Here is a 24,257-nt window from a genome sequence, read left to right as displayed (position 1 = left end):
CGGGGCTGAATAAAATATCAGTTAATGTTTTTGGGTTAATTACTAACAAGTTTTGTCTATCTCTAAATGAAATTTCTCATCTAAACATAGAAAAGTATTTACTATTAAGTTTAATGTCACTTTAAATACTTAATATAAGCAGAATATTTACTGATGCTTACAAAGGGTTTGAGTATGTTAAACAGGTTTATATTGAGTTATAAAAAAACATTGAAATAATAAGCGACATTAAGCTAGTCAAAAAAAATACTAATAGTAGTCATAAATCGAAACTGACTGTTGCTTGACGTACTGAGTCAACAGACGCCGACTGCTATACCTTTAAGCCCTCTCAAGGCATCTATAGCTCATTTGTTTCTAATTTATTTTTGTTCGCCTCATTGTAAACATTTATGACAGACTTACAGCGTCCACCAAGTTCCAACTCAGCTGCTACACGTCCTGCACCACCGCCACCGCCAGCACCACCAGTACCACCGCCAGCGCCACCACCACCAACGTTAAGTACACAACGTCAAGCTACACAAACGTTGGATATGTCAAACTACCCCGGAGTTCCCCCAGCACCACCTTCACCACCGCCGCCATCTACTTCTGCTACTACACCTGTTGCGGCTCATCGTCCTGGTGCTCCACCGCCAATTCCTAGCGTTGCAGCAAAGCAAAGCAGTAGTCCGGGACTAAAATTAGAACACCTGATTCAAGAAGCTTACGATAAAGGTTTTTCTGACGTTCACCTGGGTGTAGGTGAAGTACCCCGCTTTCGTAACCGCGGCGAAATTGAAACAACAAATTATCCAGAAACTGATAAAGAAACTTTTATCGGTTGGATGCGGGAGGTTTTAACAGAGGGAGAAATTCAACGCTTTGAAGAACATTTAGAATTTGATGGTGCAACCCAGTACGATTTTGCTCGCGTACGGATTAATATCTTCGACTCTTTGAAGGGCTATGCAATGGTACTGCGGTTAATTCCGCTAAAAATCTTAACAATAGATCAATTGCGATTACCCCCAGTGTTTCGAGATATCTGTCACGTTCATAAAGGTTTAATTTTGGTTACTGGGCCTACTGGTTCGGGTAAATCCACAACGATGGCGGCAATGATTGACTATATCAATAAAGAAATGCCGAAGCACATCATTACCATCGAAGACCCAATTGAATTTGTCCATAGAAGTCAAAAATCGTTGATTAAACAACGGGAAGTGGGAATGCACACCCGCAAATTTGATAACGCTTTAAAAGCAGCTTTGCGGGAAGACCCAGATTTGATTCTAGTGGGTGAAATGCGGGATAAAGAAACAGTTAACACAGCCTTAAAAGCTGCTCAGACTGGTCACTTAGTAATGGGAACCCTACACACAAATAGTGCGGTGAAAACCATTGAACGGATACTCAATCTCTACTCTGGCGAAGAACAAGATGCCATGCGGGTGGCAATTTCTGAGTCTCTAGTGGCGGTGATTGCCCAAGGTTTGTGTCGCACAACTGATGGCAAGCGAGCTGCATTCCACGATATCCTAATTAACACCGAGGCAATTAAGGAATGGATCAAAGACGGTAAATATGACGAAATTACCGAACTGATGAAACAAGCCAGCTTTGATGGCATGGTTACAATGAATCAGTCATTGTATAACCTCTACCAAGACGGGCGCATCACTGAAGAAACAGCCTTGGAAATGTCACCAACTCCTAACGAAATGGCGCAGTTTCTCCGAGGAAGAGTTTAAAGAAGAAAGCAGAGGGCGGAGGATATGAGGGGGATGAGGGAGTGTGGGAAGTGTGGGGAGTGTGGGGAGAAATGAACAACACTTTCTTTTGAGCGTTCTCCCCCATCCTCCCACACTCCTTGTTTGCCCGATGCCCTATGCCCATAAATGTTAAATTCATTACTTCCCCGAACTGACTTGAATACAGGCAAACTATCTCAAACCCAGCTATTTAAAGGTATTGCCCTATTTACACCGGGAGGAGATTTGATTTATAGCATCGACCCCAGTAAACAAGGTCGATGGCATTTGCATTTGTGTGCAGCTTTACAAGAAATATTAGACTTACCAGAACCGCCACATTTTTTAGTTCCTTGTTACACTGCGACTGTCGATCATTGGTTAGATCCGCGTACGCAACAAGTACGAACTTTTGCTGAAGCTTATCCAGCGGTTTTGAGACATCAGGCTTTACTAAATGCTATTTTTGGCACAGGAAATTTAGTATGGCAAGCAGCACCTTGGCAGGATGGATTGTGCGATCGCATGGTCTTAGCAACTTATCGCTCTTCATTTCCCCAACTTTGGGAAGACCATGACTTAATTGTGCAATTAGATGTTGCTGAACCCACTTTTCCAGACGATCGCGTTCCTAAAAAGCCGCAGAATTTACCATTAAAAACCCAAGCCTATGTGCTGCGCTTGTTTGTGGCGGGACATAGTGCAGCTACCGAACGTATATTGCATAATTTACACGAATTATTAGAGCGATCGCTCGCCCAACCTTACACTCTCAAAGTTGTTGATGTTTTGACTAATCCCGAACAAGCAGAAATCGATCAGGTTACGGCTACGCCTACCCTAGTCAAAGTTTGGCCGCAACCAATTCGCCGCTTAGTTGGAGATTTGGATCGTGTAGAAAAAATTTTACAAATGTTAGGTACTCAAGAAAAATTTTAAAGATAGTATAGTTTTCCAGCGTTCTCGCCAACTACTGAGAGTCTGAGCAAGATTACGTAAAAATGCTACCTATAGTTTAGATTCTCTGAGCGTTGAAAAAATAACCGAACACGCAAAAAACACGATGTTTTGGATAATAGTTGGTTAAAAGATGATTTATTTAACTCTATAAAAGAAATAAATATTATTGATAATTATGAAATCCCTTTAGGTGAAACTAGGGGCAGTGACAGAAAAAGTAAAAATACTGAGGATTAGTAAAAATGAAAACTGAACGTGAAAAAGAAGTTAAAACTAATAACGAAAACCTCAGAGCTATCGCTTATAGTATGGACTTACTGATACCAGGATTCTATTTTTGGTGTCCATATTTCACTATTAGAATTGGCGGTACAATCCCCGATGATAACCCCTACAAATATCCTGGTAAAATTCACAGTTCTATAGGTATCGGAATAGTACTACCTGGATACAAAATATTTACAAGTTATCAGGGTAGCTATGACGCTTGATAAACATACAATACAGGGTATAGCAGCATTTACCAGTACAACGTTACCGTCAAGCGAGTTTGAAAAACTGATGATTAACGCTGGATATTTTGAAGTAGGAACTGCTCCAGCGCAAGGTGGGAGAATAAAAGTATGGTGGTCGCACGATCATTATCCAAGGGTTGAATCTATTTATAGTCCTGATAAAAATACTGTGTTGACTGCATATCATGTTTAGAAATTTTTTTTAATTACAACTAAAAGTTGCTGAATTATGCCTGGAGAAAATAACAGAAAAGAGTCAAATACCGTGTTGAAAAGTACACTGAACCGATAAGCTGCTCTATCTATTTTTCATAGTAATTTCTTGTGGTGGATACTGCTGCAACACCTGACGCAAATATTCACCAGTGTAAGACCTGGGATTTTCTGCCACTTTCTCTGGTGTTCCCGCAGCAATTACGTCTCCCCCTTTATCGCCACCGTCTGGGCCTAAATCTATTACCCAATCTGCACAGCGAATTACATCTAAATTGTGTTCAATTACTAAAATTGAATTCCCTTTATCCACTAAACGTTGCACTACATCCAGCAATTTATGGACATCATAAAAAGATAACCCTGTTGTTGGTTCATCTATTAAATAAAGTGTCTTACCTGTAGCGCGGCGAGATAGTTCTGTTGCTAATTTTACGCGCTGTGCTTCACCACCAGATAAGGTGGTTGCTGGTTGACCGAGTTGGATATAACCTAATCCAACATCAACTAAAGTTTGTAGGCGATTAACAGCTTTGGGAATATTTTGAAAGAAATCTAAACTTTCTTCAACTGTCATGTTGAGAACGTCAGAAATGTTTTTGTCTTTGTATTTCACTTGCAAAGTTTCGCGGTTGTATCTCGCACCTTTACAGATTTCACATTGCACATAAACGTCGGGTAAAAAGTTCATTTCAATTACATTTACACCTTGTCCGCTACAGGCTTCGCAACGTCCACCTTTAACGTTAAAAGAAAATTGTCCGGGTTTATAACCTCTGGCTTTGGCTTCTACTGTTTGGGAAAATACATCGCGAATGACATCAAAAACGCCTGTGTAAGTTGCAGGGTTAGAACGTGGTGTTCTTCCAATAGGAGATTGATCGATAACTATTGCTTTATCAATCGCATTTAAACCTTTAATTTCCTGCAACTCTTTTGGTAAAGGAACTCGCTTAGTTAGATGGTGTTGCAATGCTGGGTAGAGTAATTCATTAATTAAGGTAGATTTTCCAGAACCAGAAACACCAGTGACGGCAACAAGTTTACCTAAAGGAATTTCTACATCAATATTTTTGAGATTATTGCGATGAGCATTGTGAATTACTAAACTTCTTCCATTTCCTTCCCGGCGTTCTCCTGGTGTGGTAATTACTCTTCTTCCTGATAAATAAGCGCCTGTTAAAGAGTCTTCTGCTGTTAACAAAGCTTGCAAATCACCTTGGGCGACAATATTTCCGCCATGAATTCCCGCACCAGGGCCAATATCAACAATATGGTTTGCTGCACGAATTGTTTCTTCATCATGCTCAACCACAATTAAGGTATTACCTAAGTCGCGTAATTTAGTTAAAGTTTTGAGTAATCTGCCATTATCTCGCTGATGTAAACCAATACTTGGTTCGTCTAAAACGTAGAGAACACCTGTTAAGCCAGAACCAATTTGTGTGGCGAGGCGAATTCGTTGGGCTTCGCCACCAGAAAGAGTCATTGCCGGACGATCTAAGGTAAGGTAATCTAATCCTACATCTAACAAAAATTGCAATCTGGCTTTAATTTCTCTTAGGACTAAATCAGCTATTTGAAATTGGCGATCGCTCAATTTTAACTCATCAATTTTCTGGCGAGAATCTCGAATTGAAACACCAGTTAAATCTAAGATTTTGTACTGTCCCAATCTCACAGCCAAAGCTTCTGGCTTTAACCTTTTTCCATTACAAACTTCACAAGGCTGATCGATTAAATAATCTTCTAATTTCTGTTTAATTAGCTCCGAACCGCCCTCATATTGCCTTTGCAGTATGGGAATTACACCTTTAAAACTCTGCTTTCTCTCGGCTGCTGTAGTAGCTTTTTCTCCATGCAATATAATTTCTTGCTGTTCTGGTGTCAGTTTACTCCACTGTATTTGTAACTCAAACCCGTAAGCTTGCCCTAAACTATAGAGTAATTCTAAATAGTAAGAATTATCTTTTTCTGACCAAGGTGCAATTGCTGCATAAACTGGTGCTTCACTATCAGGTACTATTAAATCTGGTGAAAATCGCTTTAAACTTCCTAGACCATGACAGTTAGGACAAGCACCATAGGGAGAATTAAAAGAGAATAATCGCGGCGACAATTCTTCCATTACTGCCCCATGTTCTGGGCAAGCAAAGTTTTCTGAAAATACTAATTCTTCTTCTGTTGGTTCTTGGTCACGACTAATGACAATAGTGGCAATTCCATCTGATAGTTTGAGACAAGTAGATAGGGAATCAACTAAACGTTCTTGAATGCCATCTTTTTTGATTAAGCGGTCAATTACTACTTCAATGGTGTGAGTAAAATTCTTATCTAACTCTATCGAATCGGACAGTTCTCTAACTTCGCCATCAACGCGCACCCGGACAAAACCTTGGGAAGCGAGACTAGATAATAGTTTGCGGTGTGTGCCTTTTTTACCCCGAACTACGGGGGCGAGGATTTGGAAGCGAGTGCGATCGCTTAATTCCATAATCCGATCTACCATTTCATCAATGGTTTGCGGTGAAATACAGCGATCGCATATCGGACAATGGGGTTCGCCCGCCCTACCAAATAACAGCCGTAAATAGTCGTAAATTTCTGTTACTGTGCCGACAGTAGAACGAGGGTTATGAGAAGTAGACTTTTGATCGATGGAAATTGCTGGACTTAAGCCTTCAATCGCTTCTACATCTGGCTTATCCAGCTGGCCGAGAAATTGCCGTGCATAGGCGCTGAGAGATTCTACATAGCGGCGTTGTCCTTCAGCGAAGATAGTATCAAACGCCAAAGACGATTTACCCGAACCCGAAACGCCAGTGAAGACAATTAGGCGATCGCGTGGTAATTCCAAATCAATATTTTTCAGATTATGCTGCCTAGCACCCCGAATACGAATCGTATTCTGGCTGTTGTGGCTGGAGTGCGGAAGATGCCCATTTAAGGATACGGCTAGCTTTTGATCTGACATATCGGCAAGCTGATTGTGAGAAGCGGCATGAAACAGTCCTTAATAATACTATCTTTACCGCGCTTATAGTAGAACGTCCGTACTGTTTTATTTTGGTAGTGATTATACGACCTAGAAGGAGTTAAAGCAGTAAAAATCCTCAGGGTACTCGCCAACGCTAAGGGCGATCGCTAACCAAAGACTGTCAGCACTTCAGTACTTACTGTTGTGATGTCAACTGAAATTCATCAAACTTAATTACCTCAGAATCCGGCTTGCGAGTATCAAAACGGTAGCTACTGACTGTACCTGTTCTCGTATCAAAAATACTAAAAACTGTAATATCGTTACTGGCAATATATGGTATTTGTTGACCATCTTCCCCTAACAAGGGTGCAATTGATGGCATCACAGGTTCTAAACCATTTGGATCGCCCAATACAACATATTCTTCTTGATATCCAATAGGCACTTCTCGCTTTTTATCGCCCCAAGCTGCACCATAAGAATTCCCAACATTGGATGTTTCTAAAAAGTGCATTCCACGAGAATTAACGAAGCGATTCCACAAGTGAGAATGACCGTATAAAACGAATTGCACTTTAGCCTTCTCTAATAAGGGTATGACATCACGGATAATATAATCAGCATTTTTAGGATATTCGTAACGCACTGCTTTGATGTTACCAATATCATCTCGTTCAATTATCTGTACTGGATCTGTGTAAGCTGGGACGATATTATCACCTAAAGTATGAGGCGGATGGTGAAACATCACAACTTTGTATTTTGCTTGTTTAAACTCATCACTATTAAGTTCTTTTTCTAGCCAATTGTACTGCTGACTACCTTTAGCAATTGGTTCATAAATTAACTGTCCATAACCCCAATTTTCTGGATTATCTAAATCTTGTGCTACTTCCTGATATCTGCCTTTATATGGCGCATCTAATTTAGGAGTTCGCCACATATTTGTAATGTACAACACTACCAAACGTAGATCGCCAAAGGTGACAGCATAATATCGCTTTCCACCTTCTTTACTTTTTGGTAAAGTAAAAATTTCCTCATAAGTATCAGTATTAAAAGAATTATCCTTTAGAGATTTACCGCTATACATTCTTTGGGCAACGGCACGGGGAATCGTATCATTAAATTCATCATCTAAGCTTGCAGTTCTAGCGAACCTTCCCATCACCTCATGATTGCCAATACAGGAAAACAATGGTGCATGTTGAATAATTTGTCCGCCAGTATAGGAAGTTTTAACACCGTTGTGGTTCATTTCATAGTTAGCGCGACCTTGCAAACCGGGAAAAAACGCACCACCGCGATTATCATCAAACCATTCTGAGGCGCGATCGCTCACATTAACTAAATCGCCAGCAAACCATACTGCATCAACTCGTCCCACTGTCTCTACCACTTTTTGCAGATTTGCTGCTGTCATGGGTTTTAGTTGATGGTCTGAGGTGAGTAAAATTTTCAATGGAGTCCCCGGTTTGGGGTTGGGTGCGAGGGTAAAAACTTCACTGCTGACACTTTCCCCATCTTCTCGCACACTTGTCACACGATAATTCACCCGCACGCTAGGAGTTAACCCAGTTACCTCAGCTTCATGTCGCCAAATGTCACGCCAAACTCTTTGTTGATAAACTTGGCCATTTTCAATTTGCTTTCCAACACGCGATTGCTCATCTTCTCGTGTGCGGCTGAGTTTAATTGTACTTGCCCAAGCAGTTTGAGTTAGATTTTCCCCATAATTAACTATATGTTTAGTACCTGCAAATTCTGTAAACCAAACTACTCGCACTGAGGTTTCCGTTGGCAGTTGTAAAAATGGATCGGTCAGTAATTGTGGTGCTGAAGTCATAATTGTTTGACCAAATGAACGCACGCTTACCAGCGTAAGCCATATAGTCAGCAGAAACGCAAGGATTAAGAGTAGTATTTTTTTACTATCATGGTGGCTTAAGCCTTTAACCATCAGCAATCTACCAAAATGTTCAAATTTGCTAAGTAATTGTAATCGATATTGTTTGACAGCTTGCAAATTTCGTATTCAGTCTCAAGTTGATCGTCAAAGCAACTGTGAAATAAAGCTTGCCTAAGATTTGAAATCTTTTCCAGCAAGCCAAGTGAGCTAAAAAAATGATGTTCAAAATTACACAGTAGCTTAACATTATCTCATCCTTTTTATATAAAAAAATCTCAAATAAAGTTAGTCCTAAAGAACGATGTCTTTATAGGAAAATATTTGGAACTATGACAGCAGATTTACTCAAAAATTCATGGTAAAAATTTATGAAATCCCAAGATAATCCAGCAAAAACAGAGAATAAACCTGACCATATGAATACTGAAAATCCTAGTAAATCTGAGCCTATGACTCAGGTTCAAAAGGATAATGTCATTAATAGTAAAGATTTACCCGATCGCCAATTTAGTTTCGGCTTTCCCTTATTAATATTGGCAATTTTCTTATTTGTTGCTGCCATTTACTACGGAATTATCAATCCATAATTTTGGCAACTCAAGACAGAATATTAACATCTAGAGTTTGGTTTTGTATTTATAGAATCTCTGCTCAATTTAATATTGTATTTGTATTTAAATATTCGTAACAGTTGGATTACCAACTCTATGGTAATACCTTCTTTGTTTGAACAAATATTTTCTTAGCAAGTGCAAAAAATTAGTTGTATTCATGACTACAAACCAATTTAATCTTAATCTCCTCCTTAAGTAAGATGGAAATAATTGCCAATAATTTTTTGATTACTCCTATAGCAATCCTAACTGATTCATGAGAAAACACATATTCATGGAGCTTAGGAAAGTCAAAAATTTGACAATTAAGCGACAACTCAAATAAAGCCTTGGCAACAGCGAAGGAATGACAGAAAAAATGAAACTCTCGAATCAGTCTTTTGCCTTGCAACCAAATATCTTCTACAGGGTTCTGTTCAGGTGCATTTGGGGCAGATCTTTCACAAGTTATCAACCATTGTTCTTTTTCTAAATCCGCATTCAAAGAATCTAAATACTCTTTGATTTGTTGAGAGCGATGATAACTAGCACCAGCCCAAATGATTAAAAGTTTTACATCTGGACGTTGTGAGCGGAGATATTCTAAAAAATTAATTGTGTTTTCTGAGTTACCTTTCTTAGCAGAATAGGTGAGAAATTCCTTTGTTTTATAGTCTAATGCACCAAAGTATGTTTGTTTATCACGAGCATTGACCACTAGAATTGAAATGCGCTCACTCCGAGTCCCCCAGATATATCCTATTATGTCTCCCCAGAGTAAATGAATCAGCATTCGGCTTCTAAGTAGAAATAGAGCCGAACAAGTGGCGTACTACCGCTTTTTGGAAAATGAAAATGTGAGAATCGGGGAATTAGTGCATAGCCTATCAGACCACTGTGTAACACAAGTAGAAGGCAAGCATATATTAGCCATCAGTGATAGTAGTGAAATTAACTTGCAGGCGCATATAGGCAGATTGAAAGCGGAGGGTCTAGGAGTAGTAGGGAACAACACAGATGTAGGATTTGACATCCATCCAACTTTAGTATTGGATGCAGACAATGGATTTCCCTTGGGATTAAGTTGGGTCTACTTGTGTGTACACCGTAGAAGCTGAATAGAGGGGGAATTTTTTTATAGGTATTAGCTCTGAATTAACTTATATGATAACGGCTCTTACCAAACGCCTTTGCCTGATACATTGCAGTATCTGCTTTGCGTAAAACTTCTTCGGGTGATTTATCATCTGCTGCGATTATTGATATGCCAATGCTCACCGAACAAGAGATGTGCTGACCGTTTAAGACAAAAGGTTGTTTAAGTGCAGCAATAACTTGATTGGCTATACGAGCCGCACAACGAAAATCTTTGATATCGTCTAATAAAATTACAAATTCGTCTCCACCCAGCCGTGCAATAAAATCTCCCCAGCGTAGGATATATTTAAGCCTTTGGCTAACTTCAATTAAAAATTTATCTCCAGCCTCATGCCCAAAATTGTCATTTATTGCCTTAAATCCATCTAAATCTAGAAATAGAATTGAAGAAAAATAATTGACATAATACTGCTTACATTCCAGCACATAATTCAACTGCTGCATAAAGTAAGCTCTATTTGGTAAACCTGTGAGAGGATCGTGCATTGCAATCCGGCGTAATTCCTCTTCCACTTGTTTACGGTCTGTGATGTCACGAATAATATTTAGCAAATAAGTTTTTCTTTGCCATTGTAAAAGCTTGGCAGATAATAAGCCAGTACGTTTTTCTCCCGTTTTTACACAAAACTCCAGTTCCAAATTTTGAATGTGTTCTTGAGTTTCTAAATTTTTCTGGATTTGTAAATACCCTTCTAGGGTAAATCCCATATCTAATACTGTAATCGGATAACCAATCACATTTTCTCTACTGTATCCAGTTACCTTTAAGAAGGTCTGATTAATCTCGACACAATAGCCACTACCTAAAGTACTGATTAAGATTAAATCGGGAAAATAATCGATGACTTTGATAAGATTATCTGGAGTATATTCAGTATTAATTTTAGATTTATGCAAATTAAATATATCAGTTTGATAACTAGTATTTCTAGTTTTCATAATTTAAATATATGCTATGCAGCTAATATTCATAATATTTTGAATACATTTTTACTAAACGAATTACGCTAGTATACTCCTAAAGTAAATTACTAGAGAAACATTGGCAGCGGATTCAGCTGCTCTTCTGTTAATGCTGCTTTCAACCAACCCATTTTGACAGGAACATCATAAAGCCGACCTGGAGCAAACTGCGCCCAAAAGTGGCGCAGACCTGGAACCACAACTTTAACAACAGGCATACCAATATCTGGACGAGTTTGATCGAGAACAAACATTTCTAGTCCATTGTTAGCAGCTAAATCAACACAAGCTAGAATATCATCTCGCAAGTCATGACTGTGGCGATCGGGAGAGTCTGCCAAAACTTTAGGAACAATATTGGCATCAGGAGCGAGATAAGCTTGGTTGGCTAATGTCGCAGTTTTGCACCATTTTTGCATATCTGGACGAGTAAATTTAGCTGGTGAATCCGGATTTCCGCCATTAGAAAGAAATATCATCTGATTCATTTCTGTAACAGCACGCGATATCGCAACTTTGGGATTGAAATGAGTGCCAAACCCAAAGAGAATATCTTCTGGCTGTTGATTTAAACGACGGGAAATTGCGGCAAAGGTGGGAATATTTAAATCGCTAGTGAGGTCTAATATCCAAAAATCACGACCAATCAATGTATAGTATGTTTTTAAGTTATGCAGATAAGGCTCATTAAAGCTGTTCAGATCTACAGCAGGTTTATGTAGGCGGTTGTACCACCAGATTGCTACTGCATCTCTTTCTACCAATTCCATAAATCCTTGAAGAATAGCTTCTTCTTTAGTAGTTCCCGCCGCAGCCCCATTGGTGTCTGCATAACAAAAGCAGCGACCTTCAGGCAAAGGATAGCCATAATAACAATAGGCCGTTGGCAGATACTTGAATTGTTGCTGGGTAAGCGACCAAATGGGAGTCCATTCAATTTCTTGGCTTTCATCAAAAGGATCGGGTATCCATTGAATTATCTGGTGTTGCTGATTCCAAGTTTGGCGATCGCGGTATTGATTTGCGCTATAGTGCATGAATTCATAGGGATGAATTGCCAATTCTCTGAGATTGGCATAACTAGCTTTTATCCTTGGTTCTTCTCCCGTAAAGGCTCCCGAATAGCGCTCAATTGCTTCTCCTAAGGCGCTCATTTTGGCTTGAGCTGCTGTTTTCCCTTTACCAAAACTTTTATTGTGTAAATCCTCTAATTGTCTACCTTTCCCAGGAAAATTGTGATTAACAACATAAGCGTGAATCAGCTCGTTCTGCGCAAAGGGTTGAAATAAACTTTTGATGACTCCTGTAATCGGGCTAATATGATGTTCGTAATTTTGAAAAGTTTTTTCTGGTAAGTAACTGCAAAAACCGCCATCACTACTCAATTGCTTTGGCTGGCTATTTAATACTAGTGGTTGCGGTTCCTGTTGACTTGTGGTGCATTCGCCACAACAATGACATTGCGGGCGACGAACTAAAGTATGGCGTTGTAGGTTGAGATTGATTGAATCAAAAGTTAGTAAAGTTCCTTCTAAAGGATGCTGTTCTGGGTTACTTAACCATTTAGCAATTTCCGTCGCTGCTAAATTTAACCCAGTTTGTGTAGTTGAAACTAAAGCAGCACGAGAAACAGGAAACGGATTTAAAGTTTGCTTTTGCTCTTGTAAAAAAGACTCAACCTCACGATTCATTCTTAAACGTTGTGCTAAACATTCCCAACAGCCTGTAGAACCAGGCCGAAAGATGGGGCCAATCCAGATCGCACCTCCTACTGGTTTAACTAGCAGCCAAGAACGCTTCTCTTGCAAAGCTTCTCGGTTAAATGTTGCCAAACCAGGTTGGAGATAATCATCTGTAAGCACAACAGCAAACTTGCCAGAATCACCAATAGGAATATTGAGGGATTCTAAAATGGCAGTTAATGGCTCAGATTTAACGCTACCAAAAGTCGCGATCGCAACTTTAGTTTCTTGAAGAGTTTGATTTACCAGCTTTGCATCTCTATTGAGCAGTCCCCAAAAAGCCGATTCCGCCGATGGAGTCCGATCGGCGTTGGTGATGTATCCCTTACGTTCCAACTGCTCTAAAGCATAGATAGTTTCATCAGCCGAAGCTTTTTCTAGCAGTTGTTGAGTAATTTCCTTTACAGTGTAAAGCCCATTGAGTAAAGGTGCTAGTAGGCAGTATAGACGCCCACGCAAGACAAAATGCCCCTTTTCACTCAATAGGAATACTGTTCTTGGAGGCAATACTTCAACATGAAAGTGCTCTTTAAACTTCGGCTGAACGAGCATAATTTTGGTAGTTAAATATAGATGCAGTGAATACTCTGCTGCAACGAATACTATTTATTGAGTATTGAGCAGAAGTTGTTTTATCTCACTAATTTGGTGATTCAGATTATTGATTTGGGTATCTTGTGCTTGCAACTTTTGATAAAGTGCTTGAATTGCGGCTAAAGCTACACCATTAGCATCTACAACTTCGATAAAGCGATCGCTCTCACCAACGTTAAAAGTTGCAGCAAAGTCTTGTGCCATTGGGCCAATATGACGAATTGTTTCATCCTGGTTTTTATACTTCCAGGTAGCGATCGGTAAATTCGCAATTCCCTTAAGAATGGCGTGGACATCGACCTCAGCGACTTCCTCTTTAACATTGCGATCGCTCCAAAAGCGAATTGAGCCGTTAGGGTCATAGTACAGATTTTTGTTTTCTTGTAGTCCAGGAGCCTTTAGCGTTCCCTTGTTACCGTAAATTTCCTGTTCTCCTGGATTGATATAGCCGCAGCCTCCTACACAACTTGCTAACTCATCATCAGATAATTCTTCAATTAGGCTGTTCGCGATCGTAGGTTTTTGATCGTTATCTTTCATAGAGTTTTCTCAGAATTTAATTAAATTGATTTGTAAAATAACTGCGCCAATTTATTTTTTTGGATAAAAGTACTTTTCTATCTAACTGTCAAAAATTGGCACAGACTTAAAATTGAGCGATGGTGATTAACTGAGAATTCAAATTTAGTTTTTATCGAAAATCAGATAGATACTGGGATGAGAACTAAAACTTGAGTTTATTTCTCAATTAATTGTTGTTTTAGCTGAATTAACTGTGTTTGCAGTTCATTGATTTGGGTATCTTGTGCTTGCAACTTTTGATAAAGTGCTTGAATTGCGGCTAAAGCTATACCATTAGCATCTACAACTTCGATAAAGCGATCGCTTTCACCAACGTTAAAAGTTGCGGCAAAGTCTTGTGCCATTGGGCCAATATGACGAATTGTTTCATCCTGGTTTTTATACTTCCAGGTAGCGATCGGTAAATTCGCAATTCCCTTAAGAATGGCGTGGACATCGACCTCGGCGACTTCTTCTTTAACATTGCGATCGCTTCTAAAGCGACCTGAGCCATTAGGATCGTACCTGATTCCTATAGCAGTGATATCAGTAATGACATGGGCAGATACATCGCCCAAAAATGGCAATTCAACTAGCGGGACTTCTGCAACCTCTTGTTCGCTAACAGTTAGCTGAATATCGCAACCACCAACACAAGCGGCTAATTCTTCATCGCTCAGATCCTCAAGCAGGTTTTCGCTAGAGGTCAAGTTGTGAGAACTCAAGTGCATATATTGAACCTTTAATATGTAAAGTAACTGTCAGCAAAAAGTAAACAGATTTATTTCTCAATTAGAAATGATTGCCTAATAAGCTATGAACTTGCAATGTTAATTTTTTATTTTGTCTACATTCTCTCCTTATCAATAGGCTGCTATTTATATTGTTGGCGGAAATGGCTTCAATGTAAATTCCCTATTATAAAATCAACTTTACAAAAGACATAGTAATAAGACAGATAAAGCAATTTACTTGCTTTATCTAGCCTTGAAAAAAGATTACGTAATTTTGCTAAATTTTCAAATGCAAACTAATCGATTTTGAAGCTATAGGCAGTAATTGACTAAACTATATTGATATATTCATAGATTCAAATATTTGCTTATTCTTTAAAAGAAATTTATTTTTTAAACTTTGTTTAAATTTTACCTCAGTAAGAATACGGTTTGATTGATTAGATGACTTTATGGAATCTCTAACAATTTTTTTACAATCTATATCCTAGGTTAAGTTTTTTCTGATTATCTAATGCGTATGGCAACTTGCTAGGTCTAATCCAGAAATATGAGGTGTGATGACTGGTGTTTGCGCTGTTAAAACTACCTCTCCTTGAGGATTAACTACAAGTCCCTGAGCTTCTACAATCTCATCAGAAGTAGGCGATTGTAAGGTTGCAGAAGTAACGCTGATTTTAGAGCGATCGCTACTTGTAGAAATTGGAACTGTTTGGATATCTTCTAAGATTGTGTCGCTACCCAGTGCTACCTCTGGATTTTGTGGTAATCCACCTCGTCCAGCTACAACAAAACGGCTGTATTCTTCTGGATTATACTGTCCACAACCTTGAGTAATTAATGTTGACGCGTTATCTGGTTGGACTGGTAAAACAGCAAGTCCTTTACTTGGATCGACAGCCAAAGTTTTAATCTCGACAACACCATTTAATCCAAACTGAGAGCTAGCTGTAATATCACTTTCAGGTGTAAGCTCAGGACGAAATTCAATGCCAAATATTCCTTGCGTCGTAACTTGTACATTGCCACCTCGACCTTGAATTGCATTAGCTGTAATATCACTATTTTCAGCACCTGCTAACAAATTTGTATTAATATTTATATCGCCACCATTACCATTACCACCTGTAGAATCAGTAGTAATTTTACTGCCGTTGCGCATTAATAGAATATCTTTAATATGTAATGTTATATTCCCACCTTCACCAGATTTAGTTGTAGCTTGAATGCCTCCTGCATCCTGTTGAAAATTGCCAGCATTATCAAGCCGTATTGAATTAGCTTGAATATTAATATTTCCCCCTTTACCCAAGCCTTCATTATCAACACTTAACCTAGCGCCTTCCTGTACTAATAATTCCCCAGTAAAAATTTCCAAGTTGCCAGCATTATTAATAGTGTTATTGTTTAAAACACTTGCAGATAAACTGCTAAAGGTAGGAATTAAGCGAGTTGAATCTAATGGGTCTTCTCTAAGAGAGCCTTGACCTAATAAATGAACAGAATCAGTTGCATTTATAGTTAGTATTCCACCCTTACCGAAACCGAGAGTTTCAACAGCAATATTACCTCCATCTTGAACTGTTAATTGATTTGTATTAATTGTGATATTGCCTGCATCACCTGTACTATAAGGATTTGTGCCGCTGAAAATACCACCAGGAAATCGATAAATAGGGGAAACGCCTGTGACATTGACAGAATCGGTAGCGTTAATAATCAGGTTCCCACTATTTCCCCCTGCTGAACTCCCAGCGAAAATTTGTGCGCCATCATTGATAATTAGCTCTCTTGTATTAACTATTAAATCTCCAGCTTGTCCATTACCTTGTTGAACTGCTGTAAACAAACCACTCACCAAGAAATCAGATGGCGAAACTCCGGTTAAGTTCACACTATTAGCAGCATTAACTGTCAAGGTTCCACCTTTTGCATCTGCGAAAGTTGCAGCTGATATTTGCGCTCCGTTGTGGATCAACAACTGCCCTGTATTGACAGTTAAGTTTCCTCCTGCACCACTACCGTATGTATCTGTTAATAATCCAGTAAATAAAGAAATATTATCTGAATCAACTCCGCTTAGTTCAATAGTATCCGCAGCATTGATAGTTAAATCGCCTCCTTTTCCTGAAGAACCATGTAAAGTGGCGGTAGATATGCGAGCTTCGCCTTCAACTTGAAGTTGGTTAGTATTTATTGTGATTCCTAAGCTGGTTCCACTACCAATATTTTGAGCAAATAAACCATTGTCAAAAGTTCCAGTCATGCTGTTGCTGGATACGATGACAGCATCTGAAGCATTTAATCTGAGATTAGCCCCGGAGATAGGGCCTAACGTTCCTGCTGATACACGAGAGTTCTCAATTGTTAACTGTTTTCCTGTGAGTTGGATACTACCACCTCCATTACCACTAGTTGTAACCAGAGCATGATTGCTAAGTAATACATTGGCTCTCGCTAAATCGCTAGGAAAATTTAATTGGAACTGGCTTCCTATTGATGATAGTCCAACCACACCTGAACCAGCTACTCCACCTATTTCAATACGGCCGCTATCTGCAATCAACTTACCGCCATTCATCGTTACTTCACCACCGATGAGCGCCAGGGTTTGGTTTGTTGGTACTGCAAGATTGGCTTTCTCTAATTTGATAGTTGCTGAGTTACCAGAATACTGCAATCCGATAGGAACATTTATGTTCAGTAAAGGCGGAGTTTGATCTGGAGATGTATTAAACTCTTTACCATCAGCAAACTTTAAGCTATTAGCTGTAGAGGCTAGAAATGAGCCACCAATATCTAATTTGGCATTAGGCCCAAAGATAATTCCATTAGGATTAATTAAGAATAAATTGGCATTACCAATGGTATGAATTTTGCCATCAATATAGGAAGGTAAACTCCCCGTGACTCGATTAATAATATTTTGGATAAATGTAGGATTATTAAATTGGGCAGAACCACCAGTGGGTACAGAAAATTCCCTATAACTATGAAAAAGATTGTCTCCAACTTGGCTACCACCTGTAATCGAAAAATTGAGATTATCGGGAGAAGCAACGTTTGTAGGGAGAGTACCATCAGCCGCGATCGCCTGAGCATTACAGGGGTTAGCAAATGCTATATTGCAAATAGTAAATAATCCAGCAATACTGAAAATATGCTGCCAATTCATACAGTTACAATTACCTAAAGTTGGCTATTTGCCTCTTTCTCAGTATTCCCTGAATGGCTGCTAGTATTACTAATTCAAGTTGCTAATTATCAATTTAATCAAAACAGAGTGTTTCCAGTTTGAGTTTGCACATTCTCAAAACATTTAACTGAAGTGTGACAACGATTTATCAAGCCTTGCAGCATGGCGAGCGCTCTTTTTAGATGTCGCAAGCATAATTTTTTATGCTTTTTCGTCAAACGTTTCTTACCAGCCATCGTTGCGGCCCTTATTATGCTTGCATTCCAGCTTGTGAAATATCTTGGCATAATTAAGAAATGTAGAAATGGGCGAAAGAGCGATCGCTATTTGTTGCAAGCTTAGTAAAAGATGTAGATTCTGGTTGGTACGGAATGGCTACAGTTCTGGTTTAGGCTCCCATGAAAAAATCCGCTAATCTGATTTCTAGAATAGCGGATTAGGGATTTTATCAATCGGAGCGGCGGGATTTGAACCCACGACCTCCACTACCCCAAAGTGGCGCGCTACCAAGCTGCGCTACGCCCCGGTCAGAATTACTATAATAGCAATAAGCTTGAGGGAAATCAAGAGGTAAATTTAAAAAACCTTGAGCATTCCAGTAGCTTGCAATAGACCAGGAACAGCAGAATCATCCCACCGACCTTCTGCACATCGCCCTGTATTTAGGATGAAACGCAGACTGTAGGCATGGGGATAGCCTTCAACTTCCATCCATAATAAATCGCTTTCGGCTTCGCAAGCAATTTTCTCTTCATCCATCAATTCAGTTGCTAGTTGTTTCATTGTGTCTGCTAGCTTTGCTAAGAGGCGGCAAAAATCGTTTAATTCGGCTTCTGTTAACTCGATCGCCCAATCATCTGTACCCAATAGTCCTTTAAATTCAGGTGCATTGGGATTCCAGCCAATACGCCAACCAGCGCCGCTTTTTACTAAACGTTCCATAAACTAATTATGGTTGGGGTGGTGCTGGAGAACTAGAATTAAAGATGTTTGTCAATACTTGCACTAAGGCGTTACGTTGACTGCGGGTAAGCTTGGCAATAGCTGCGCGATCGCCTTCTATAGGATTTTCTCGCAATGTATTATTCCCTGGATAAGTAATGTCATACATAGTTTCGTTGGCATTTAGGTAATCAGCCAGAGTCAGCTTCCAATCTAGACGATAGATTGGGGAACGCTCTTTGACGTAAATGTGATATTGGATCAAGCGACTGACTAAGGTACTATTTTCGGCGACTTTCCCAGTTTCCTTGCTTATATACTTATTTTCTTTAGGTAAATTGGGTAACTCTTGATACACCTGTTTCCATAGATCGCTAGGACTGATTCTTTGAGCGAGCGCAGGTTGAATGCCTATAAAAGTTGTAGATTTTGAGTCACCTAAACCTGCACCCAAAATAATTAAACTCACCACAATTAAAAGGAGTGCTGAGTCAAGAGTTCTAAATATTGAGTTAGACTTCAAAACTAAAAATTGGGCAATTGACCTAAGTAAAAACTTTTTTTTCATAAGTAAATATCCTGAGTTAAAAGTGTAATACGACTACTTTTGTAATCAGCGATCGGCACTTTCAACTCAGCGCTATTTTTATACTTCGCCAATAATCTCTGGCTGAGTCAGTTCATCGGACATTTCGATAATTGCCCGGAGTACTGGTTTCATCATTGCATCTTCTGCACTTTCAAAATCTTCATAGCGGCGACGCTTGGCACGGTTTGCCACCTGAACCGTAATGCGATACCGATTGGAGGCTGCACTAATTAGATCCTCGGCACGGTGCATAATCTGAGACTGAGTTGTCTCGAACTTAGAACGCTTGAGCATAGTTATTGGTTCTTGGGGTCATTCCCCAGTTTAGCAGTACCAATCGATCTAATGCTGTGTAGTCAATTGTTAGCAACCTCTCTATTGATAGAGGTTGAGAGCTTTTTATCATTTTATAAGTAGGTTGTAACAGTAAGTTAATAAAGTCACTCAACCTCATGGCCGATCTTGTGGAAACTGCGATTAATGCAGGAAATTTCACCATTTTGGTGAAGGCTGTTCAAGCTGTGGGACTTACAGAAGTTCTCCAGCGTCCTGGTTCTTTAACAATTTTTGCACCGACTGACGATGCCTTTGCTAAACTGCCAGAGGGAAGTTTAGATTCGTTACTGCAAGATATTCCCAAGCTGAAGAAGATTGTCACGTATCACGTAGCCTCTGGGGATGTGAGATCTGATGATTTAATCCAGATTCAAGAAGCTGAGACTCTTGAAGGGTCAATTTTAGCAATTGAGTCTGCTAATGGTGCAATTAAGGTAAATGATGCCAACGTCATCCAAACTGACATTCTGACTGACAATGGCGTAATTCATGTTATTGATACAGTGTTAGTACCTGCAATGGTTGCTGGAGGTACAAGTTCCTAATCGGCTACTTTGCTTGTCAATTGCTCTCATGTTCGGCAAATAACTTCTAAGATGTCCGCCACGAGTGGGGAATGGGGAATTGTGAAAAAGCCAATCCCCATTTTGCTTTACAGATTTGTCAAAATTACATCAGCTAACACCCAAGATGCAGCCGACACGTGGGCTGAGAGATAACGAAAGCTGCTGATTTTCTCCGTCATTTTGCCATTCCACTTCGGCAGTACCAAATAAAAGTTTGTTAGGTTGAGTACGCAAACTACTAATAGCAATATTTGCTGTTGCCGATGCTGTACCTACATTAACAGCAATAATCAACTCCTCAGTCCCTAAAGTTCTGGCAAATACGTAAAGTGCCCCTTGAGCATAGAGAACTTGGTAATCGCCTGTACGCAATGATGGGTAAGCATGACGCAAGGCAATTAATTGGCGGTGAGTTTGGAAAATTTCGCGATCCCAACTAGCTTCTAAAGGAAAGCCACGGCGTGAATCTGGATCTATGGCACCAGGTAAACCAACTTCATCACCATAGTAGATGCTGGGGGCACCAGGAAAAGTCAGTAACAATAAGGTGGCTAACTCGATACTAGGTTTATCGCCCCCAGAAATAGTCATTAACCTGGCGGTATCGTGACTAGCTAGTAAATTTAATTGGGTAAGCTGAATTTCCCAAGGGTAGAGTTGTAATACTTCTTGAATTTGGGCAGCGTACTCAGCCGCAAATAAAGGTGGATAGGGTTTATAGTCGCGGCTTTGCACTTGTTCTAAGACTACGCGATCGCCTGCGGCAAAGGCGATGGTGGGCCCAGCAAAAAGATAATTCATCACGCCGTCAAATTGGGTTCCATCTAGCCACTCGCGAGAATCTCCCCAAACTTCACCCACAATATAAGCTTCGGGATTAATCGCTTTGACGCGATCGCGAAATTCTTGCCAAAAACCAGGTGTCTTAATTTCAAAAGGTACGTCTAACCGCCAACCATCAATGCCGAATTTAATCCAATATTCGGCAATCTCCATAATATATTCCTTAACTTCGAGGTTGTCGTGGTTAAATACAGGCAAAGCGCGATTCCCTGCCCAACCTTCATAGTTAGCCGGAAATTCACCGTTATAGGGCGAAAGCGGCCAACCATGCACCTTGAACCAATTCACCCAAGGGGAATAGGGGCCATTTTCTAGAACGTCGTGGAAAAAGAAAAAGCCACGGCTGGAGTGATTGAATACGCCATCCAAAACTACTTTAATATTGCGTTGATGGGCTGCGTCTAGCAATTCCTTAAAAGCTTCATTGCCGCCCAACAGTGGATCGACTTGATAATAATCGTGGGTATGGTAGCGATGATTGCTAGCAGACTGAAAAATTGGCGTGAAGTAAATAGCGTTAATTCCTAAATCCTGTATATAATCTAAGCCCTCCACGATGCCCCATAAATCTCCGCCTTTGTAGCCTTGGAGTGTTGGCATCGCTTCCCAATCTTCCCACCGGGCTTCATGCAAGAGGCGTTTGCGAGGCTGTTTGCTTCTAGCAAAGCGATCTGGAAAGATTTGGTAGAAAACAGCGTGTTTAACCCAGTCTGGTGTTTGAATTTGCATGAATTACTCTCTATACCTACAGGAGCGATCGTTGCAAATAATAGCTTCTTTGTGGTTCTTACCTGTGGTAGAAAATTATGCAAATCTTAAATATTAATTCACTATACTTTTCCGGCTCAAAGAGAAATGTCAGCCATAGAAAAGTTTTTAACTACTGCATATAATTTCTCGAAATGCTTATCTGTTTAGCAATTGATGAATTAATTAATAATTCTTTATTTTTCTCTATTGAAGTTTGTCCGTAATAATTAAGGTAGATACTGGAGCAATAAAAAGCTTTGCCGATCGTACTTTGGCGGCTAATCATAATTAGCAATACCTATGCTTCATTCCATTGAAAATTATTATGGGAGCCTGTAATTAGCCAATTTCTCCTTCTAGCAACGGATGAAAAATTATGCTCTTGGTTATTTTGTGTTTTCTCTCTGGTTTGTAGGTTGCAGTTTTGGGAAGTTCTCGGCACTTTCTAAATTTATCTATTGTTTTCGATCAAAACTTTAGATAACTATACTCGCAACTAAGAATACAAGTGAGAAAAGTACCTTTTTGGTATTTATGCTAAAACAACTAAGACTACTAAAATCCATAGATTTACTAAGGGAAATCACATAGACGTGGTGACTAATATGAGACCAGAAAAACTTTCTCCTGGGTTACTGTTGGCTTATCAAGACTACCAAAACGAAGGAGAACAAGCTTTAACAACACACAAGCGATCGCTTGGTCTAATAGCCCCTAAAAGCGCTGTCAAGCCTACTAAGAGTATTGTTTTTCTCTACTGCGAACCGGATGCAGACTTGAGCCATTTAGAACAGTATGGCATTCGCGTTAATCAGAACTCCGGCAGTGTGCGCACGGCTTTCTTACCGTTACAGGCTTTAGATGCCTTATCAGAAGAAGATGTCATCCAGCGAATCAAACCATCCCGCAAACTTCATTTACGCATGGATGTTGCACCCGGAAAAGTAAAGTTGCCAGATTTTAAAAGCAAAACAGGACTGACTGGAAAGGGAGTCATCATTGGTATTGTAGACAGTGGCATTGACCCCAAGCACCCCGCCTTTGCTGGGCGAATTTTACGTATTTGGGATCAAACACTGCCAGGCCCGGGAGTTAAAGAAGGGGACTATGGGGCTGAATTTACCGGCGAACAAATGACTGTTTCCCAAGATACTGATGGTCATGGCACTCATGTCGCTGGAATTGCGGCTGGTGCAGATGAGAACTATTCAGGAGTAGCACCAGAGGCAGAATTGGTCGTTGTCAAGTCCGATTTACAAGATGCCCATATTGCTGATGCTGTCCGCTATGTTTTTCGGATAGCCGAGGAATTAAAACGACCAGTAGTGCTTAATCTCAGCTTAGGCGGACACGCTGATGCCCATGATGGTAGCGACTCCCTTTCGCGGATTATTGACGCTGAAACCGGGCCGGGAAGAATTGTTTGTTGTGCAGCCGGTAACGAAGGGAATGACAACATTCACGGTCAAGCAACCATACCTGCGCAAAAATCACGGGGTATGCGCTTTAATGTGCCTTTGAATCAAGTGGGCATAGTATGGTTAAACGGTTGGTATGCTGGTGAGGGTGAGTTAGAAATATCACTCCGAAGTCCCAACGGTTTTGTTACTCCTTTCCAAAAGATTATTACTGATGGCAATCCCACCCAAAATTACCAATTGCCAGATTCGCGGGTAGAAGTCGTCACACCAGCGCCAGATAAAGGCAACGGCGACCACAATTTCTTTGTGCAAATTCGTGGTAACGGCCCTTCGCCAGTTATGGGTGGTATTTGGCAGTTGCGAGTACGTAATACCAGTTCCACCGATACACGCTTGGATGTCTGGACGCTTGACGATCATTCGTCAGTATTTTTTACAGGTAAAAGTGTCAAGGACTGTGTAAAAATCGGCTCACCAGGAGCAGCTAGCAGTGCCATAACAGTTGCCGCCTATACTACAAAAGTGCAGTACACAGATATTGATAATCAGGTGCGAGACATGGGCTTAGATCTGGATACAATATCTGAGTTCAGTAGTGAAGGGCCATTGCGTAATGATGGTCAAAAACCAGATATAGCAGCACCAGGAGCAATGATTGTTTCTACCCTATCTAGTAATGCTACGATGGATCGCTCCATGATGCTCAATTCTAAGTTTGTGGTTATGGCGGGTACAAGTATGGCAACGCCATTCGTCACTGGTTTAGTAGCATTACTCCTACAACGCGACCCCAAACTCGAACCAGCTAATGTGAAAGAATTGCTACGCAAAAATAGTTCTATCCCCGGTAAACCCCAAGGAACTTTTGATAGCAAATGGGGTTTTGGTGTGATTAATGCAGCAGATTTGTAACTATAGTAAATCTTGAAATAGATATATCCCAATACTACAAGGCA

At 40.1% G+C, this 24,257-nt stretch carries 18 protein-coding genes, 1 tRNA gene and 2 pseudogenes; 8 read left to right on the top strand and 13 right to left on the bottom strand.

The annotated features are described in order from the left end of the window. Positions 1 to 392: 392 nt before the first annotated feature. The 4 genes from AACU33_RS29095 (at position 393) to AACU33_RS29080 (ending at position 3,404) form a co-directional block, all read left to right on the top strand. Positions 393 to 1,736, top strand: coding sequence for a type IV pilus twitching motility protein PilT (locus AACU33_RS29095; protein ID WP_096593467.1), 1,344 nt, complete (start codon positions 393 to 395; stop codon positions 1,734 to 1,736). Between the two features lie 147 nt (positions 1,737 to 1,883). After that, a complete protein-coding gene (locus AACU33_RS29090) occupies positions 1,884 to 2,675 on the top strand; it encodes a circadian clock KaiB family protein (protein ID WP_096593464.1) in 792 nt (263 codons plus the stop codon). Between the two features lie 263 nt (positions 2,676 to 2,938). Further along, a complete protein-coding gene (locus tag AACU33_RS29085) occupies positions 2,939 to 3,187 on the top strand; it encodes a hypothetical protein (RefSeq protein WP_096593461.1) in 249 nt (82 codons plus the stop codon). Continuing rightward, complete coding sequence (locus AACU33_RS29080) at positions 3,177 to 3,404, top strand: hypothetical protein (protein ID WP_096593458.1); 228 nt, start codon at positions 3,177 to 3,179, stop codon at positions 3,402 to 3,404. Before AACU33_RS29085 ends, AACU33_RS29080 begins: the two co-directional genes overlap by 11 nt. A 105-nt stretch (positions 3,405 to 3,509) precedes the next feature. Here the strand turns inward: AACU33_RS29080 and uvrA are convergent, their stop codons facing one another. Together uvrA and AACU33_RS29070 are read right to left on the bottom strand one after the other, a co-directional pair. Next, positions 3,510 to 6,398, bottom strand: coding sequence for an excinuclease ABC subunit UvrA (uvrA, locus tag AACU33_RS29075; RefSeq protein ID WP_096593455.1), 2,889 nt, complete (start codon positions 6,396 to 6,398; stop codon positions 3,510 to 3,512). A gap of 199 nt (positions 6,399 to 6,597) precedes the next feature. After that, positions 6,598 to 8,250, bottom strand: coding sequence for a metallophosphoesterase (locus AACU33_RS29070; RefSeq protein WP_096595429.1), 1,653 nt, complete (start codon positions 8,248 to 8,250; stop codon positions 6,598 to 6,600). A 431-nt stretch (positions 8,251 to 8,681) separates the two neighbouring features. On the opposite strand from AACU33_RS29070, the gene AACU33_RS29065 reads away from it, so the two are divergent. After that, a complete protein-coding gene (locus AACU33_RS29065; protein ID WP_096593452.1) occupies positions 8,682 to 8,900 on the top strand; it encodes a hypothetical protein in 219 nt (72 codons plus the stop codon). A 295-nt stretch (positions 8,901 to 9,195) separates the two neighbouring features. Here the strand turns inward: AACU33_RS29065 and AACU33_RS29060 are convergent. Next, positions 9,196 to 9,690: pseudogene (locus tag AACU33_RS29060) on the bottom strand (transposase); the annotation flags it as partial. A gap of 1 nt (position 9,691) precedes the next feature. Between AACU33_RS29060 and AACU33_RS29055 the strand changes: the two are divergent. After that, positions 9,692 to 9,991: pseudogene (locus AACU33_RS29055) on the top strand (IS4-like element ISSysp3 family transposase); the annotation flags it as partial. A 70-nt stretch (positions 9,992 to 10,061) separates the two neighbouring features. On the opposite strand, the gene AACU33_RS29050 reads toward AACU33_RS29055, so the two are convergent. The 9 genes from AACU33_RS29050 to AACU33_RS29010 all read right to left on the bottom strand — a co-directional run bounded on the left by AACU33_RS29050 (position 10,062) and on the right by AACU33_RS29010 (position 19,679). Further along, a complete protein-coding gene (locus AACU33_RS29050) occupies positions 10,062 to 11,003 on the bottom strand; it encodes a sensor domain-containing diguanylate cyclase (RefSeq protein ID WP_096593449.1) in 942 nt (313 codons plus the stop codon). A gap of 92 nt (positions 11,004 to 11,095) precedes the next feature. Beyond that, a complete protein-coding gene (locus AACU33_RS29045) occupies positions 11,096 to 13,321 on the bottom strand; it encodes a TOMM precursor leader peptide-binding protein (protein WP_096593446.1) in 2,226 nt (741 codons plus the stop codon). A gap of 54 nt (positions 13,322 to 13,375) precedes the next feature. Further along, a complete protein-coding gene (locus AACU33_RS29040; protein WP_096593443.1) occupies positions 13,376 to 13,903 on the bottom strand; it encodes a tail fiber domain-containing protein in 528 nt (175 codons plus the stop codon). Between the two features lie 197 nt (positions 13,904 to 14,100). Next, a complete protein-coding gene (locus tag AACU33_RS29035; protein ID WP_096593440.1) occupies positions 14,101 to 14,655 on the bottom strand; it encodes a tail fiber domain-containing protein in 555 nt (184 codons plus the stop codon). A gap of 514 nt (positions 14,656 to 15,169) precedes the next feature. Further along, a complete protein-coding gene (locus AACU33_RS29030; RefSeq protein WP_096593437.1) occupies positions 15,170 to 17,833 on the bottom strand; it encodes a two-partner secretion domain-containing protein in 2,664 nt (887 codons plus the stop codon). A gap of 473 nt (positions 17,834 to 18,306) precedes the next feature. Then, a tRNA-Pro gene (locus AACU33_RS29025) sits at positions 18,307 to 18,380 on the bottom strand. Positions 18,381 to 18,430: 50 nt separating this feature from the next. Next, positions 18,431 to 18,796 (bottom strand): DUF1818 family protein, encoded by a 366-nt coding sequence (locus tag AACU33_RS29020; RefSeq protein ID WP_096593434.1) that lies wholly within the window; start codon positions 18,794 to 18,796, stop codon positions 18,431 to 18,433. A gap of 7 nt (positions 18,797 to 18,803) precedes the next feature. Continuing rightward, the gene (locus AACU33_RS29015) at positions 18,804 to 19,364 is read right to left on the bottom strand and encodes a hypothetical protein (protein ID WP_339376355.1); all 561 of its coding nucleotides are present in this window, start codon (positions 19,362 to 19,364) and stop codon (positions 18,804 to 18,806) included. 78 nt (positions 19,365 to 19,442) lie between these two features. Beyond that, positions 19,443 to 19,679, bottom strand: coding sequence for a DNA-directed RNA polymerase subunit omega (locus AACU33_RS29010; protein WP_096593431.1), 237 nt, complete (start codon positions 19,677 to 19,679; stop codon positions 19,443 to 19,445). A 158-nt stretch (positions 19,680 to 19,837) separates the two neighbouring features. On the opposite strand from AACU33_RS29010, the gene AACU33_RS29005 reads away from it, so the two are divergent. Next, complete coding sequence (locus tag AACU33_RS29005) at positions 19,838 to 20,266, top strand: fasciclin domain-containing protein (protein WP_096593428.1); 429 nt, start codon at positions 19,838 to 19,840, stop codon at positions 20,264 to 20,266. Positions 20,267 to 20,395: 129 nt separating this feature from the next. Here AACU33_RS29005 and AACU33_RS29000 read toward each other — a convergent pair whose 3' ends face one another. After that, complete coding sequence (locus AACU33_RS29000; protein ID WP_096593425.1) at positions 20,396 to 21,859, bottom strand: glycoside hydrolase family 13 protein; 1,464 nt, start codon at positions 21,857 to 21,859, stop codon at positions 20,396 to 20,398. A 626-nt stretch (positions 21,860 to 22,485) separates the two neighbouring features. Here AACU33_RS29000 and AACU33_RS28995 point away from each other — a divergent pair. After that, positions 22,486 to 24,213, top strand: coding sequence for a S8 family peptidase (locus tag AACU33_RS28995; RefSeq protein ID WP_096593422.1), 1,728 nt, complete (start codon positions 22,486 to 22,488; stop codon positions 24,211 to 24,213). Positions 24,214 to 24,257 lie beyond the last annotated feature (44 nt).

It is taken from the genome of Calothrix sp. NIES-2098 (assembly GCF_963875125.1).
In the GTDB taxonomy this organism is placed as follows: domain Bacteria; phylum Cyanobacteriota; class Cyanobacteriia; order Cyanobacteriales; family Nostocaceae; genus Aulosira.
The sequence above is the reverse complement of the archived record's forward strand: the minus strand, read 5'-3'. Positions and strand labels throughout refer to the sequence as shown.